This window comes from Peribacillus sp. NPDC096379, assembly GCF_044762875.1.
GTDB lineage: Bacteria > Bacillota > Bacilli > Bacillales > DSM-1321 > Peribacillus.
Window position 1 is genome coordinate 1,731,418 of sequence record NZ_JBIWFD010000001.1, and the last position, 15,834, is coordinate 1,747,251.

The 15,834-nt window shown below is 35.4% G+C and carries 14 protein-coding genes and 2 pseudogenes; 5 read left to right on the top strand and 11 right to left on the bottom strand.

Annotated elements, in window-relative coordinates; all coding sequences use genetic code 11:
- The first annotated feature begins 18 nt into the window (after positions 1 to 18).
- The gene (locus ACIQZI_RS08205) at positions 19 to 915 is read left to right on the top strand and encodes a carbohydrate kinase family protein (protein WP_403071474.1); all 897 of its coding nucleotides are present in this window, start codon (positions 19 to 21) and stop codon (positions 913 to 915) included.
- 1,173 nt (positions 916 to 2,088) lie between these two features.
- Here the strand turns inward: ACIQZI_RS08205 and ACIQZI_RS08210 are convergent.
- The 5 genes from ACIQZI_RS08210 to ACIQZI_RS08230 all read right to left on the bottom strand — a co-directional run bounded on the left by ACIQZI_RS08210 (position 2,089) and on the right by ACIQZI_RS08230 (position 6,685).
- Positions 2,089 to 2,535, bottom strand: a complete 447-nt coding sequence (locus ACIQZI_RS08210; protein WP_403071477.1) for a tyrosine-type recombinase/integrase — start codon at positions 2,533 to 2,535, stop codon at positions 2,089 to 2,091.
- A gap of 246 nt (positions 2,536 to 2,781) precedes the next feature.
- A complete protein-coding gene (locus ACIQZI_RS08215) occupies positions 2,782 to 2,985 on the bottom strand; it encodes a site-specific integrase (protein ID WP_403071480.1) in 204 nt (67 codons plus the stop codon).
- A gap of 751 nt (positions 2,986 to 3,736) precedes the next feature.
- Positions 3,737 to 4,888, bottom strand: a complete 1,152-nt coding sequence (locus tag ACIQZI_RS08220) for an acyl-CoA dehydrogenase family protein (RefSeq protein ID WP_403072169.1) — start codon at positions 4,886 to 4,888, stop codon at positions 3,737 to 3,739.
- A 92-nt stretch (positions 4,889 to 4,980) separates the two neighbouring features.
- Positions 4,981 to 5,913 (bottom strand): MBL fold metallo-hydrolase, encoded by a 933-nt coding sequence (locus ACIQZI_RS08225; RefSeq protein WP_403071483.1) that lies wholly within the window; start codon positions 5,911 to 5,913, stop codon positions 4,981 to 4,983.
- A gap of 4 nt (positions 5,914 to 5,917) precedes the next feature.
- The gene (locus tag ACIQZI_RS08230) at positions 5,918 to 6,685 is read right to left on the bottom strand and encodes a helix-turn-helix transcriptional regulator (protein ID WP_062179619.1); all 768 of its coding nucleotides are present in this window, start codon (positions 6,683 to 6,685) and stop codon (positions 5,918 to 5,920) included.
- Positions 6,686 to 7,039: 354 nt separating this feature from the next.
- Here ACIQZI_RS08230 and ACIQZI_RS08235 point away from each other — a divergent pair, with 354 nt between their 5' ends.
- Positions 7,040 to 7,861 (top strand): alpha/beta fold hydrolase, encoded by an 822-nt coding sequence (locus tag ACIQZI_RS08235; RefSeq protein WP_403071487.1) that lies wholly within the window; start codon positions 7,040 to 7,042, stop codon positions 7,859 to 7,861.
- 260 nt (positions 7,862 to 8,121) lie between these two features.
- Positions 8,122 to 9,486: a cytochrome P450 gene (locus ACIQZI_RS08240; RefSeq protein WP_403071490.1), complete on the top strand. Its 1,365-nt coding sequence runs from the start codon at positions 8,122 to 8,124 to the stop codon at positions 9,484 to 9,486.
- 480 nt (positions 9,487 to 9,966) lie between these two features.
- Here the strand turns inward: ACIQZI_RS08240 and ACIQZI_RS08245 are convergent, their stop codons facing one another.
- The 4 genes and pseudogenes from ACIQZI_RS08245 to ACIQZI_RS08260 form a co-directional block, all read right to left on the bottom strand.
- A complete protein-coding gene (locus ACIQZI_RS08245; protein WP_403071493.1) occupies positions 9,967 to 10,125 on the bottom strand; it encodes a hypothetical protein in 159 nt (52 codons plus the stop codon).
- A 178-nt stretch (positions 10,126 to 10,303) separates the two neighbouring features.
- A complete protein-coding gene (locus ACIQZI_RS08250) occupies positions 10,304 to 10,447 on the bottom strand; it encodes a hypothetical protein (RefSeq protein WP_403071496.1) in 144 nt (47 codons plus the stop codon).
- 152 nt (positions 10,448 to 10,599) lie between these two features.
- Positions 10,600 to 11,349, bottom strand: a complete 750-nt coding sequence (gene map, locus ACIQZI_RS08255) for a type I methionyl aminopeptidase (RefSeq protein WP_403071499.1) — start codon at positions 11,347 to 11,349, stop codon at positions 10,600 to 10,602.
- 361 nt (positions 11,350 to 11,710) lie between these two features.
- Positions 11,711 to 11,919: pseudogene (locus ACIQZI_RS08260) on the bottom strand (DUF255 domain-containing protein); the annotation flags it as partial.
- A gap of 404 nt (positions 11,920 to 12,323) precedes the next feature.
- On the opposite strand from ACIQZI_RS08260, the gene ACIQZI_RS08265 reads away from it, so the two are divergent.
- Entirely contained in the window at positions 12,324 to 12,539 is a 216-nt protein-coding gene (locus tag ACIQZI_RS08265) for a helix-turn-helix domain-containing protein (RefSeq protein WP_062179633.1), read from the top strand.
- 92 nt (positions 12,540 to 12,631) lie between these two features.
- On the top strand, positions 12,632 to 12,832 hold the full coding sequence (locus ACIQZI_RS08270) for an alpha/beta-type small acid-soluble spore protein (RefSeq protein ID WP_062180592.1): 201 nt from the start codon (positions 12,632 to 12,634) through the stop codon (positions 12,830 to 12,832).
- 311 nt (positions 12,833 to 13,143) lie between these two features.
- On the opposite strand, the pseudogene ACIQZI_RS08275 reads toward ACIQZI_RS08270, so the two are convergent.
- Both ACIQZI_RS08275 and xylB read right to left on the bottom strand, forming a co-directional pair.
- Positions 13,144 to 14,038: pseudogene (locus tag ACIQZI_RS08275) on the bottom strand (tetratricopeptide repeat protein).
- A 116-nt stretch (positions 14,039 to 14,154) separates the two neighbouring features.
- Positions 14,155 to 15,654 carry a xylulokinase gene (gene xylB, locus ACIQZI_RS08280; RefSeq protein ID WP_403071504.1) on the bottom strand — a complete coding sequence of 500 codons (1,500 nt, stop codon included), beginning with the start codon at positions 15,652 to 15,654 and terminating at the stop codon, positions 14,155 to 14,157.
- Positions 15,655 to 15,834 lie beyond the last annotated feature (180 nt).

Sequence of the window (15,834 nt, forward strand, 5' to 3'; positions counted from 1 at the left end):
AAAGGTGGGACTAGTAGTTTGAGCAAAGAAGGAATCATTTCTTTAGGTGAGGCATTTGTTGATCTTATTTCCGCTGATCAGACAAATACAAGGTATCAACAGTTTTTAGGTGGGGCAACAGTGAATGTTGCAGTGAGGGCAAGTAGATTTGGCATTCCTTCTTATTATTTATGTAAATTAGGGACAGATGCAAACAGCTTGTTTGTCGCAAAGGCACTGAAAAAGGAAAGCATCAATATTGACTATTGTGTTTCTTCCCTTGAGAAAAAGGTATGTAGTGTGTACATACATCTTAATGAGGATGGTGACAGATATTTTCATAAATATGTGAACGAGACTCCGGATCAATGGTTAAACGTTGATGAATTAGAGCAAGAACTTTTTCATGCTGGGAAAATCTTTTATTTTAGCTCTGGGACACTTTTCAATGATAAAGCACGAAAAACGACAGAACAGGCGTTAGCATATGCAGAGGAATATCACATGCTGGTGGCGTTTGATGCAAACATTCGCTTAAAGCGTTGGGAAAGTGAAGAAGAATGCAGGGAGCGGGTCTCTTCTTTTATGAAACGAGCTGATCTTGTGAAGGTGACGGAAGATGAATTGCTGTTTCTGACAAAAGCAAACACAATGGAGGAAAGTCTAGTTAACATGTCTAGCCTGAACATTCCGTTTCTGTTCATTACAATGGGGGAAGCGGGAGCATGTGTTTTACATGATGGAAACATAATGGATGTTCCAGGAATCAAAGTTAAGGCTGTAGATACAACTGGTGCGGGAGACGCTTTTTTTGCAGCTATTTTATCTCGTTTTCACAAAGAGGGAGTACCAGTGGACGATAGCCAATTAAAGGAATATGTTCATTTTGCCAATAACATAGGTGCAATTGCGACGACAAAAATTGGTTCATTGTAATTATACTGCTCAAGGAAAAGGAGAATAATTGAAGGTAATTCTTCTACACGACCTATGGTAAAGTATTGTTCTCAAATTAAAGGGCAGCTGTCCTTATAGATCTAGCTGCCAAAAGGATGAAGAAGAAGAAGCTATACCAACAAAGCGAAAAGATGTATTCTTATCAATGAAAATAAATCAAAAACCATCACAACCAAGAAGTCCAAATAAACGCCCTTGCGTTGTAAGTAATATCATATTCACTGTCCAAATGAAAATGAGCATTGGCTACGATTACTCTCGAAGTAACCGTATTACATAGAGAAAAATTGGTCCTAAGCAACTTTCCAGAAACATAAATCTAGATATTGGTGTGAAATGTTCAAATTCAATAACTGTATTATAGGTTATTACTTCTACAAAACGAATTACATAAGGGACTTAAACTGGCTAAAAAAGAATCTCTGTAAACTTTCAAAATTGGTACAAAGTTCGAATGGAGCGGCAATAACCGTTCCTTTTTGTCTTTTCCGTGAATTCAAGTAGTTAAATCTTAATTTGAAACGAGGAATGTTAGCGTCATAAGAAATAGCAGTAAATCACTGATTTTTTATGAATAGATTTTAGAATATAGTTAAATTACTGTGTGATTACAACCAGGTTTCCCTAATTAATATTAATATTGTTAAGTTTGCTTGAAATGAATGATTTTATTTGATTGTTTAACATAGCTTCAAAAGACAAATAACGAATTAAATTCACAATATATAATAATAATATTCGTATTTATATATCAAAAATGCGATTCCTCCACCAGCGGAACACAACATAATTCAGGAAAAACACGAACGTTGTAAATGTTATTAGATATAAAGTAACTAAACAAAAAGTATATCTTTTAATTCTGAATATTCCAAAATAAATATCGGTAGAATACAAATTTTACCTTTACCCATAAATAACATGTATCCCATAAATAATTTTACTAAGGCAAGGGCAAAACCTAGCCCCAATACAATTTGATTCCTAATCTCTCATTTTTTAGAGATAGTTTGGTAAATTAAGCTTTTGGCAATTAATTGATTACCGACTACATTTATTAATAAAACAGAAGAGATTGGTTACCATTAACCAATCGTTTTAAAAGCGGAGATTAATTTCTGCCGCTTTTCTTATTCTAATTTTAAAATTAACTTATAAACTATTTATCGCTTTTTTCTTTTGTTCAAAATCGATATGAGTATATATACTAGTTATAGCAAGGCTTTCATTTCTTAATAACTCTTGTAAGGTTCTCATATCCACTTTACCTTTATTTTCTTGTAACAGTAAGGTAGCAAACGTATGCCTCAAATGATGCAGAGAAAATCGGTGAGCGGGTAGACCAGCTCGATTTAATATCTCTTTAAATATTTTGTGCAAACCACGAGGATTTAAAGGCTTATTTTTTTGATTATAAAAGATCGGTTCACTATAATGTTTTTGCTGTTCTAAAAGAGTTTCCTTATAAATATGAAATAACGGTAAAACTATTGGATGGAGGGGAAGGAGACGTTTTTTTCCTTTTCCTCGAACTAAAATTGTTTGGTTATTTAAATTAATTTGCTCCCATGTTAAATCCACTAATTCTTGATGTCTCATACCAGTGTTGTTGCTAATAATTTAATCATTAATTCATTTCTAATTCTCTGCGGTCGCAGGTCATGTTCTAAATAAGTAAATAATTTGTGAAGCTCCTGTAAGATCATATATTTAGGTAATTTCTTATCAGCTTTAGGTGCTTAGATTCCTGCTGTGAAATCAGACTTCATGTAGTTTTCCTTCAAACAATATTTACTAAATGATTTTAAACACGAAATACGGCGTTGTAGCGTCCTTGGCTTAATATTATGATAAATGGACCTGATCTTGCACAAACCGACGCACACTAGACGATGTGAGTTCATCTAAGTCCAATGATCGGTCGTTAGCAGTTAAAAAGTCACCGTAGAGCTTTAAATCGAACGCGTAACTGGTTAAGGTGTTCACAGAATAATTTTTATCAACTTGTAAATACATAAGATAATCATCCGAAGCTTGAACGTAATCCATAATTATCAAACCTCTTGGGAATTATTCGGTCCAACCCAAGAAATTATGCTCGAAACCATTTATTATGAGAACAAACCGAATTATAGGAAGAAACCTAAGTGTTATCAGAATCAGCTTTGAATATTATAGTCAACTTGAGCCTAGTTAGGGGACTATAATGAATCTTATGGGAACTTGAGACTGCGACCACTTAATACTATTATGTTTTATTCTAGTTTACATAATATATATTATAGGAAGTCATTTTATTTTTTTGTATTTCGTCTCATATACTAAGAATACTTAATGAAATGAGACGAAAGAAGAATTTTTACTATAAGTTACAATGAATTTGTTTTAAATTATTCCTCATTAAGATTATTAATTACTTTTTGTATTGCGTCATTTTTATTACTAATGAATCGAAGTCATTTAATACAATTGCAAAATAAATTAACCGTACAATTGAAAAAAAGTTGAACTCTTATTTAATATAATTCTTTCTTAGTGATCATAATACTTTGTGATTAAATTTGAATCAATTTATATATTGTTCATAATTCCCGATCATTAAATCAGAATTTGAATTACATTATCGAAATTTCATGTTCGTTCAATGATACATATCTTTGAGTCTGCTTAAGTAACTACTACATGTATTTTTTACGTAAAACGTAATTAATACGATTTATTATCCATAACCCACTAAAAAAGCATTTATCAAAAAAAGTCTGCATAAAGGAATTATTTCTCTTATACAGACTTTTTAACTTTATTTATCAAACAATGCCTGTTTGGCTAATGTGATTATTGCCATATCTTCCATTGGCGGGTTATGCAGACCGGCCCGAACGTCGCGATAATAGCGTTGCAGCGGATTCGTTCTTTGTAAGCTGCGTGCTCCTACAACACGCATGGCTAGATCGACAATTCGAATTGCTTTGTTAGTTACAGATACTTTTACAGCTGCTAAGTCAGTTGCTAGCGTTTCTCTATTTTCCGGTTGTGTTTGCCATTTATTCGTTACTGAGTAAAGAAAATGACGAGCTTCTGTTAATTCCAATTCAATTTCACCGATCGTGCGCTGTACGTTGGGTAAGTCTCTGATTGGTCCACTTATACTATTAGGAGCATAAGTTTTGGCAAATTGTACTGCATAGTTTCTTGCTGCAGTTGCAATGCCTATGTAACATGCTGGAATATGTAACATCCAACCGGTTCCAGGTTTATTGGCTGTTTGCTTATGTTCAACAAAATAACGGTCAGGAATTTTCACATGTTCAAGGATTAAATCATGGCTACCGGTTCCTTGCATGGAAATCATATCCCATGTCTCTTCAATTCGAACACCTGTAAGATTTCGCTGGATGAGAAACGTTCCCACACATTCCTCTGAAGGAACCCAAGCGGTAACAAGAAAAATATCAAGTACAGGTGATAATGTCGTAAACGTTTTTCTCCCCGTAATAATCCAGCTATCCCCATCTTTTACAGCGGTTGTTTCAGGTCTCCCTCCTCGCGTTGGGCTTCCCGTTTTTGGTTCAGTTGCTGCGGTATTTACCAATGCTCCATTACCAATTTCTTTTAAAAATTCATCCATTACGACTTCATTCCAAGACTTTTTTTCCATTAAGCTAAGAACCGTTCCAACATGCCAGCCAATAGAAAGCGCAGTAGGTCCACATTCCGTCGCGATCCGCTCCTGTGCCAAAATAAAATCGTATAGCGATCCTCCAAGACCTCCATATTCTTTCCCTAATGTTAGCTTGGTGTAACCAAAATCTTTTAATTTCTGGATATTTTCAAAAGGAAATCCTCTCGTTTCATCTAACGTTCCTGCACGCGAAGCAAAGTCCGAAATCGCTGAGCCTAACTGTTCAATATATGTTTTTTGTTCTTCAGTTTGAAAAAATGACAACGGTATTTCCTCTCCTTTATTATACTTTGCCTCACGTTAGCGCATTGCATTGTATTGATGTTTTTTCCATCCACCTAAGTAAAATCCGTGCATTTTGATTAATCTTCCAACCAAAGTGTTCCACCAATATCCAATACTTGTAATTGTTTTTCCGGTAGCCCTTGTTTTCTCCATTCCCGCTGTAAACGATCCAAAGCTTCTGGACCTGTATCATCAGCAAGACGGTAAGTACCATAGTGCATCGGAATAAAGGTAGTTCCTCCCAGTTCCTGAAAAGCTTTCACTGCCTCTTCCGGATTAATATGAGAATCTTTCATAAACCATTCAGGTTCGTATGCCCCGATTGGCATTAATATATGCTTGAGATTAAATTTAAATCGTTTAGCGATTTCATTAAATCCACGGAAATAACCAGTATCTCCTACAAAATAGATAGAATGATCCGCTTCGATTGCTTCAATAATCCACCCGCCCCAATGTGATGAATTTGTATCGAATAGACTGCGACGTGTCCAATGCTGCGCAGGAACGAAACTAAGTTTCAGATTTTGGTACTGGAACGAGTCCCACCAATTCGCCTCAATGATATTCTTATACCCTTTTTTCAAAAAAAGCTGCTTCAGACCATAAGGAACGTAATAAATCGGATTTCCTGGCAATCGACGAATTGTTCCGAAATCAAGATGATCATAATGACTATGTGAAATAATCACGATATCAATGTCCGGTAACTGGTCAAAAGAAAGGCCAGGCTCTGTCATTCGCTTCTGTGTACCTTGCCATTTTGCCCAAACAGGATCTGTTAAGATATTCACCCCACCTAATTGAAGCAGAAACGTTGAATGTCCAATCCAAGTGATACTAGGTTTGCTTCGATTACTTTTAAGCTCTGTTATTTGTTTGTTGTTTGCTTGAGGTATTAATGTGTTCAAATCCTTCTTCTTCGCGCGTCGTTCTTTACTCCATTGAAGCAATTCTTTAACAGATTTCGTATTCATAACGCCATCTAAATTTTCATATTTGATTTTCACTTGATTAGCCTCTCATATTCGTACTTTCTCGTTCTAAAAAAGAGAGAACACTTCCTAAATATTTCTGAACTTCTTGAACTTGATAAGCAGCAGAATCAGCAATTTGTTTGTAGTGATGCTGTCCCTCATCTGTTATTCTCAAATAACGCTTTGTCCGCTTTTCGCTTTCCCATCGACCAACCATTAGTCCGCCTTCCTCCATTTCATGAGAAAGATCGTACAAATAGCCATTACTAGCAATCCAGCCGTATTTGATTTTCAATAAATCACCGATCTCGCCCATATAAATCGGTCTTTTTGTAAAAGCCGCTTTTAAAGTAACATAGCGAACCAAATCCTTGACGGAAATGATTTTTGAAAAATAAGAGCGATACTCTTCAGGAAGTTCATGGATCACAGGTGGGTTTTCCCCTGACCCCTTCAAATCAAACATGAAACGATCAATCACATGCTTCACTTCACGAAATCGTTCTGAGAAATTATCTTGATACCATTTATAAAGCTCATTACCCTTTTCCGTATTTTGATAATAATGCCTTCCTTTTACTGTGTGAAACTTTAAATGACCGGAACCTACAAGTTGTTTGCATGTTTTACATAAATAATCATAGCTATGAATTTTACCTGTAAATAGCTTTTGCAGTTCCTGATGAATCGCACGTGGGTAATTTGAATGGTTGGATAGCGTTTGCAGCAAATACATCGTTAAAAACTCACGTTGACTTAAACCAACTGTTTCCAGTGTTACAGTAGTAGTATCACTTTTTTTCATGGCAAAGCCCCCTTAATTTATTGGAATACTCGTTCGGTTCTTGTAATCTATTATCCTACATTTACTGGTAAATAGCACGTAAATAGGGTTTTCTTACCTCGCATATGCCTAATACGTTTCAAAGTCAATATGTATCAAGATATGTGCTTTTCAATACTTTCCTATTAAAAATTTATTAAATACTACAAGCAGTTAATTGCATTTTAACATAAAAATAAAAGTAGGAGCTCGATAGTATTCACTTTCAATCAGGGAGATTTATAATTTGTTGATTTTGAAGTTATTTACTGTTTGTGAACCTATTTTATCACCTATAGAACTAATACAATACAGTATTTTTGGAGGGGATGAAGGTTGGATAAGCAAAGTCTATTTTTACATGGCAAAAAAGTATCGTATATTGAGAGGGGGAACGTTAATGACCCACCTGTTCTTCTATTGCATGGGGTGCCTGAATCAAGCCTAGTATGGGGGGAAATGTTCCCATGTATTGTGTCTTGTGGATATAGAACCATTGCACCGGATCTCCCAGGATTCGGTGACAGTGACCCATTTGATGAACCCTCAACATGGGAGCGGTTTGAACAGTTTGTTTCGGATTTCACAACTAAATTAAATTTGGACAAATTCCATTTAATTGTACATGATTGGGGAGGTCTAATTGGTTTGAAATGGGCATGTGATCATCCAGAGAATATTCTAAGTCTGTTTGTTTCCAATACTACATTATCAGAGGAGTATAAATGGCACTCGCTTGCACAGATTTGGCGAACACCTAGGACCGGAGAAAAAGTAATGGAACTGATGGCTAATCGTTTACATTTTCAAAATGAAATGAAAAAGACCATTCCGAACATACCAGACGAAACTGTGGAAGACTTCTATCGTGTCTTTCGAACACCTGAATCAAGCAGAGTAATCTTAGATTTATACCGTTCGGGAAATTTAGACAAAGTAAAAACGTACAATGAAAAACTCAATCATATCAAAATACCAGTCACCATCATTTGGGGAGAAAATGATCCGTATATCCCTAATGAGTTTGCCTACAAACTTCAGAATGAAGGTCTACCACATGCAAACGTTTATATTATTCAACATGTAGGGCATTTCATCCAAATCGAAGTTCCTGATGAAGTAAACTTTTATATTCAACAGCATTTTCAAAACCTATAAAATGAGGTATTTGGTTTCATCTGCTCCTACCCTTCAACTCTTTACAATACCTTTGACACTTCTTCATTTTTTTAGAATAAATAAAATGAAAAAAGGATGCCTTGTTCAGACTTTGTCTCTATTAGGCATCCTTTTTATTATTTACTTGAGGAAATAGGCATTTTATTTAATTTGATCTCTATTTTCAAACTTAGTCCAAGCTTATATACATAATTGTCATAGCATAATAGGAGTATTTCACAAAAGGAGGAAACACTCAATTGGCTGATTCAAATGTTTCACCTAATATTCCACAAGGACCAAAAGGAAGACTATTTACTGGTCATACAAAGGATTTTCAAGCTGACCCGCTTGCCTATTTTACTCATTTAGCAAACGAATATGGAGACGTTGCAAAATTTCGGTTCGGACCTTTTCAGAATGCATATCTGATATCCAATCCGGATTTAATAAAGGAAGCACTTGTAACAAAACAAAAATTCTTCATAAAATCAAAGGCCATGCATTCTTTAGAAGACATTTTGGGCAAGGGCCTTTTCACGAGTGAAAAAGAATTTCATATGAGTCAAAGAAAACTTATTCAACCCGCTTTTAGAAAGTCACATATTACTAATTATGGCCAAAATATGATTGATATTACGACAGACTATCTTTCAACTTGGAAAAATGGGGAAGAACGAATGATTACGCAGGATATGATGAGCATCACTCTCGGAATCATTTGTAAGACGATGTTCAGTATGAATTTTAAACAAGGATATGAACTTCTTGGTAAATCAGTTGAAACAGTAATCAAAATGGCCGTCAAAAGGATGAGGCCAATTTTTCAACTACCATTATGGTTTCCAACGAAAAATAACCGTCAATATAAAAAAGTGATTCAACAACTCGACGAAGTAATTTATAACATGATAGAAAATCGCAGGGAAGATTCCGAGAGCCATGATGATATGCTCAATATTCTTTTAGATGCCAAAGATGATGAAAATAGATTAGGTATGACAAACAAGCAAGTACGTGATGAATTAATGACCACCTTCCTTGCTGGTCATGAAACGACTGCAAACGCGCTATCCTGGACCTTATATTTACTTTCTCAACATCCTGAAGTGGAAAAGAAACTCTTTGATGAAATAGATACCGTGATCGGCAACCGCCCCCCAACACCTGACGATTTTAAAAAATTAACATATGCACAAAATATTATCTGGGAATCTCTACGTGTTTACCCACCTTCTTTTATTATCGAACGAGAAGTAGACGAGGATGTAGTGATAGGAGGTTATCATTTTAAAAAAGGTGATATGATTATGGTAAGTCAGTATGTGATGCACCGCAAACCAGAGTATTTTGATAATCCAGATTCTTTTATTCCTGAGCGATTTGAAAACAACTTTTTAAAAACAATCCCGTCATACGCCTACTTTCCCTTTGGAGGAGGTCCGCGAGTTTGTATTGGGAATCATTTTGCCTTAATGGAAGCGGTACTTGTCCTAGTATGCATTGCCCAACGATACCGAATAAAGCTTGCGCCAGACCATCATGAAGTAATCCCTTTCCCTACTATTACACTCAGGCCAAGGCGTGGATTGCGAATGATAGTAGAAGAAAGAAAATCAAATTGAAACGCCTCCAAGTTCCTCTATTGATTTTTAAAAGTAGAAACATCTATCCCCTTAAATATAATTGTACTTAGTAACAGTCAGCTAACATTTTTTATCCCTTATCAATTAAACGGCTGCCATAAATGGACAGCCGTTTAATTGATAAGTCTGCTTATTACCTGTCAGATATTCAATACTTGCAGCATGCACTCATTTCATTTTGTGTCATTTCACATCGAGATTCATCAATCATCTTTTAAAAATAAACATGAATAGAGGCTGTCCCAAACACAAATCTGACTTTGCTCTTAATAAATAGTAAATTGTGTTACATACACTTGAATGAAAACTATTTATTAGAGCTTAATAGTCTGACTTATTGATTTTAGGACAACCATTTCTTTCTATATGCGATTGTTCGATACACATTATTTACATGATTAACTTCAGAACCTTTTTCTTTAGTTCTACTGCAGGATTAGTGATAAGTTTTGCTTACATTCAGCTCTTAATTATTGCATCATGTGGAAAATCGCTTTCTGAATAATCATCAAGTTCCTTTAGATATACAAAGAAATTGGAATATACAAGTATTCCCATCCCTAGATATTCCAGCACAGGATCGACGTGACTCTTACTCGTTGTATATAGCATATACATGGATCAGCCCTCCTTTTGCTAATTGGCAGAACCTCATCATATATGCCTTAGACTTATTGGCTAATAAATAACAGGCAGCCATTTAGTAATTTGATCAGATACATCACAGGTGTTTCTTAGAGCTGTATAGCCACTTTTAGAAGTCCAATTATTCTTTTATTCCTACGTGTAGATAGGCTTACTGAGGCATAAACACCACGATAACTTGTCCAACTCTATAATCTGAAGTATTCGGCACTAATAACACCTCTACTAAAATATGTTTCCTTATCATATCGGATTGGACAATCATCATAATCTTCAAAATAAATCGATCAGACATGGACATAAATCAGCTGATTAGAGTAAAAACCTTAGATGAAACCTAAGCTCTGACAAGATGGATTCGTTAAACGTAATTAACATAAATAACCTAATGGACACATCCACCAAAAAATAAAAACGCGAAGTCATAATCCCTTCGCGTTTTTCACATTAATCTTGGTTTGTAAAAATAAATGGACCTTCTTTTGTAATGACAATCGTGTGTTCATATTGAGCGGATAGCTTACCATCAGCTGTTCTTGCTGTCCAGCCGTTGCTATCCATTTTACAATGCCATGTTCCAGCATTCAGCATTGGTTCTATCGTAATTGTCATACCTTCCTTTAAACGAGTTCCTTTACCTGGTTTCCCGTAATGAAGTACAGTCGGCTCTTCATGCATTGTTTTTCCGATACCATGACCGGTAAAATCACGTACGACAGAGAACTTTTCACCTTCAGCATACGATTGAATAGCGTGACCGATATCCCCTAATCTGTTGCCGACTACAGCCGCTTCAATACCCTTATATAAAGCCGTTTTTGTCACATCTAATAATTTCTGTGTTTCTTCAGTTACTTCACCAACTGCATAAGTCCAAGCAGAGTCAGCTAATCCACCGTTCAATCGTACAACCATATCAATCGTAACGATATCCCCGTTCTCTAATGGCTTATCTGTAGGGAAACCGTGGCAGACTTCATCATTTACGGAAGCACATGTTGCATACGGGTACCCTTGGTAGCCTTTTTGTTCAGGTGTAGCCCCATTATCAGTTAGGAATTTTTCAACAAATTTTTCAATATCCATAGGTGTAATGCCGGGTTTAATCATTTTTGCAATTTCTTTATGAGTAGCTGCTAATAACTTACCAGCTTCATGCATTTTTTCTATTTCGCGTTCACTTTTTAATGTAATCATGACAATCCTCTTTCATTTAAAATCTTATTTCAGTTGCCGCTCAGGCAATCCCTCCTTATCATATGCCTTTTCCTCTATAAAAAGCAACAAAAAGCCCGGTGAAAATCACAGAGTTAATCATTGAACGGCCTCATCAAACTCTGTGACAGGTTGATCTCAGCTAAAATTCTCACAAATATAAATACCTTCTATCTCGTACCCTTCAGCAATAGGTGCAAATTCACTCAATTTATCGCTTGAATCCCCTGCCAAATATATGACTTCTGGGTAAAAGTCCTGTTGTAGTTTTTTAGAAAAGCTGCTTCTTTATCTCCTGTTAAAATCACAACTTCCTTCATACTCATTTGTGAAGTCAAACAAGCGTCAAAAATACATACAGCGGCCAAACCACCATGTCCTGCTATCACCTGACAAATCAGCCATATGCACCGCACCAATATCCGGCCGCTCCTCACGATCCACTTTGATTGAAATAAATCTTTCATTTAATAGATCAGAGACTTCCTGATCTTCAAAACTTTCTTGTTTAATGACATGACGCCAATAACAAGTACCCAGAATAACCACCAAACTATACTTAAATAATACATACTACGATTTCTATTATATTTGTTGCTTAAGTGCAATTTACTTATTCTATCAAGGTTAATTGTAAAATATGTAATATTATCTTGCTCAAAAAGAATATTCTTAGATGCTGGCTGACAAGACGAAATAAAAAAAGAACGAATTTTGTCCGCTCCTTTCCTTTTAAAAAAACGATATTCAATTTTTATTACGAATATACGTTAAATGAAACAAGCAAGTTTTCTTTTCCTGTTTGATATGAATCTGTTCAAAGTTAACTACAATTCATTAAACAAACATTCACTCCTGTTTATTAAGTAATATCATCTTCATACCTTCTAAAATACTTGGTTTCCTATCTTTTCTACCTTCACTCTGTTAAACTTGATTAAAGCGAGGTGTTATTATTGGCTATTTATAAAGCAAGAAAAAGCAATCTTACGGCCCTTTTAAACAAAAGTGATATAGATTTTAAAACACTTTCTGAAAATACAGGTATCTCTATTGAGAAGTTATCAGACTTTAACAACAAGACAGTGATGAATATTAATACAGCAATGACGATCTCAAAAGAAATCGGCTGCACGATGGAAGATCTATATAAATGGACCAAAACAGAATGATTAATTTCATTCTTTTTTTTGTATAAAACTCTCCTACTAACACAAACTATTCTTGCAACACCATATTCTAAAATTCTAAGGAGATGTACATCATGACAAGTAACAACAGTAATAATTTAGTTGTTCCAGGAGTACAACAAGCATTAGATCAAATGAAATATGAAATTGCGCAAGAATTCGGAGTTACATTAGGAGCTGAAACAACCTCACGCGCCAATGGATCTGTAGGTGGAGAAATTACAAAACGTTTAGTACAAATGGCTGAACAACAACTTGGTGGATATAACCGCTAATATTTAACTGATATAAAATGTTATTGATGAGGAGAGACTTGCTTCTGACCTTCTCTCCTCTTATGTATATACCTATAGAAACACTGGTCTTATTCAGTAAATTTACTAATAAAAATTACCCAATTCTCTTAAAATACTCTGTTATTTCTTTCTCTTCTGTCAAATTAAACACATAAACAGCCCTCTTGCCCTTTAGCATATCTAAAGAGGTTTTCTTTATGTAAAAGAGGCTCTGATTCATTGCAATATTGTAGGGTCGCAAATTTTTAGAATGTGCTAAAATACTTACTATAGTTGTCTTGCTCTTTTGTTTATTCTTGGTATTCTGGATGGTTATGTCGCTTACATCCAAACAAATAGCAAGCCCCAGTTATTGAAGTTTCAAATTCGATCAAAGGGATATGTCCAGATGAAATGAGTTCAACCATATTTTCGTATTTGTTTTTCTCTTCAAGTAATTGTGTAATGTGTGCTTCTTTATCGTTTTTTGTCCAATTTTCTTCACATTCTTCTTCATGAGCATCTTTAATTTCTTCGTCTTTTTGTTTAATGGCTTCATTTACGACTTCATAAATGCGGGTGATATTTCTTGTGTGGAAGAGGGAATAAATAAATCGACTAATCCAATAAGGGTCTTTCCAGTAATCTTTCCACCCTTTTTCAAACTAATACATCGCTTCTTTGAAACAATCCAACTCAACATACAAGTCGGCAATCTCGGTTTCTCTCTCGCTTCTGTTTTCTTTCCAAGCTCGATTAAACATTTGACATGACTGTACATGGCTGAATCAGAATTACCAGCAATTCGTAGGAAATAGTCTGAAGCTTCCTTCACGTCCCTAAGATGATATCTTGCTATAGCTAAATTATGATAAGTTTCATTAGATGGCTGAATCGATATGGACTTCAGGAATGCGTCTGAAGCAAGTTGCCACTTTTTTTGTTTACTATAAATCTCCCCTAATAAGTTATAAGGAAAATAAGAGCGCGGATTCATATGAATGACTTCTTTGATTAATTCAAGGGCCTTTTCATCATCCTCTTCTTCATAGCTGTACATCCAGGCAAGATTATTTAGAGATTGTATGCAAGATTATTTAGAGATTGTATATTTCTCGATTCTTTTACTGCCTTTTGAAAAAAGCTTAAAGCTTCTTCATATTCATTTTTCTCAAAAAAATCAAGAGCCTTTTTGTTGATATTCAATTATGCTCTCCCCTATTTTTGATAATTTCTATTATAGAACATATTAACCAGCTTCGAAGTTGGTTAATCTTTCCCTAATTTGAAACAAAACAAGTCGCAGATTCCCAAAAAAATGTTTAAGAAAAATCCGAAAGGCGATGAAATAGCTCTTTATTCTGTTGGTAAGCCAATTTATAGTATTGATACATGTCGTTGTACATACGAACATCTTCTGGATGTGGGACAACTGGTTCATCACTAAATTGGATAATCGCTTGGCACGCTTCTTGAATAGATGGATAAGCTTGAACACCAACTCCTGCAATGATTGCTGCACCTACACAGGCTTGTTCTTCTTGACTTACTTTGTAAATTTCTTGATTTAAAATATTAGCTTGTATTTGCATCCAAACATCACTACGTGCCCCACCACCAGATGCAATGAAGGTATCCATTTTTGTATCGAGACTTTTGATAATTTCAACCGAATCTCTTAGAGCAAATACTACTCCTTCCATCACTGCACGGATAAGATGTGCTTGAGAATGATTTAGTACTAGCCCTAAAAATGTTCCACGCGCAGAAGAATCCATATGTGGAGTACGTTCACCTGTCAAATATGGCAAGAATAACAACCCTTCACTTCCCGGATTGACGCTTTTCGCTAACTCATTTATTTCCTGATAAGGCATATTCGATAGTATTTTTTCATTTAACCAGCTTAAAGATAAACCAGCAGCCAAACTTGCCCCCATAATGTTCCAGGTCCCAGGGACGGCATTACAGAAGGTATGGGTTCTCATCTGTTTATCATATTTAGGTTCTGCGATCACTGAAAAAACTTGCCCACCGGTACCAATTGTTAAAGAAACTTGACCTGCTTCTACAATACCGTTTCCGACTGATTGCATCGGTTGATCACCTCCCCCATAAACGACTGGTGTTCCTTTGTATAATCCTGTTTCTTTGGCGGTTTCTTCTGTTACTTCACCAGCAATATCATATGGATTGTTCACATTTGGATAGAAATCAAGATTCAACCCTATTGCTGAAATTAGTTCGTCCGACCAAACCAAATTCTTTGTATTAAACGCCAGCGTTGCAGATGCATCAGTCACATCTGTTCCAATTTCCCCAGTCATCATTAGTCGAATATAGTCTTTTGGCAACAGCACTTTATAAATTTTTTCATACGTCTCAGGTTCGTTTTGCTTAATCCATAGTAAGGAAGGTGTTTGGAATCCAGTAGATAGTGGGTTTAAAGTAATTTCCCCTACATTATTTTTCCCTAACAACTCGTAAATCGAGTCTACTTCTCGCTGCGTTCTTTGATCTGACCATATAATAGCTGGGCGAATTACTTGTAACTGTTTATCGATAAGTACCATACCGTGCATTTGCCCAGAGAAGCCTATTCCCTTTAACTCCTGCGATTGAATATGGGCATTGTTCAAAGCCTCCTTTATCGTCTGTACAGTTGACCTCCACCATCTTTTTGGATCTTGTTCCGCATATCCTTTATTTGGTATAGAAATTTCATAGTATGCTTGAGCAGAGCTTTTCATATTTCCATCGATATCGATTATGACCGTTTTTACACTGGATGTCCCCAAATCTATTCCCATTAGATAACTCATTTTATAACTTCACTCCCTAATCTAATATAATTTGAAAGGAATTCTTACAACTGGTAATACTCAGATGAAACTTATTTCTTTCCTATCCATTAGAGTCTATAATAGGATTTTAGCAAGTTTTCTGAAATTACAACACTATCTTAGTTATTTTTGATCTCTAGTCATTTACTTTTCTATATC

Bases quoted from the DNA above. Each gene is read 5' to 3' on its own strand.
- ACIQZI_RS08230 (WP_062179619.1), bottom strand. From the start codon at position 6,685: ATGAAAAAAAGTGATACTACTACTGTAACACTGGAAACAGTTGGTTTA.
- map (WP_403071499.1), bottom strand. From the start codon at position 11,349: ATGATTACATTAAAAAGTGAACGCGAAATAGAAAAAATGCATGAAGCT.
- ACIQZI_RS08250 (WP_403071496.1), bottom strand. From the start codon at position 10,447: ATGTCTGATCGATTTATTTTGAAGATTATGATGATTGTCCAATCCGAT.
- ACIQZI_RS08215 (WP_403071480.1), bottom strand. From the start codon at position 2,985: ATGGATTACGTTCAAGCTTCGGATGATTATCTTATGTATTTACAAGTT.
- ACIQZI_RS08210 (WP_403071477.1), bottom strand. From the start codon at position 2,535: ATGAGACATCAAGAATTAGTGGATTTAACATGGGAGCAAATTAATTTA.
- ACIQZI_RS08245 (WP_403071493.1), bottom strand. From the start codon at position 10,125: ATGTATATGCTATATACAACGAGTAAGAGTCACGTCGATCCTGTGCTG.
- xylB (WP_403071504.1), bottom strand. From the start codon at position 15,654: ATGAGTTATCTAATGGGAATAGATTTGGGGACATCCAGTGTAAAAACG.
- ACIQZI_RS08270 (WP_062180592.1), top strand. From the start codon at position 12,632: ATGACAAGTAACAACAGTAATAATTTAGTTGTTCCAGGAGTACAACAA.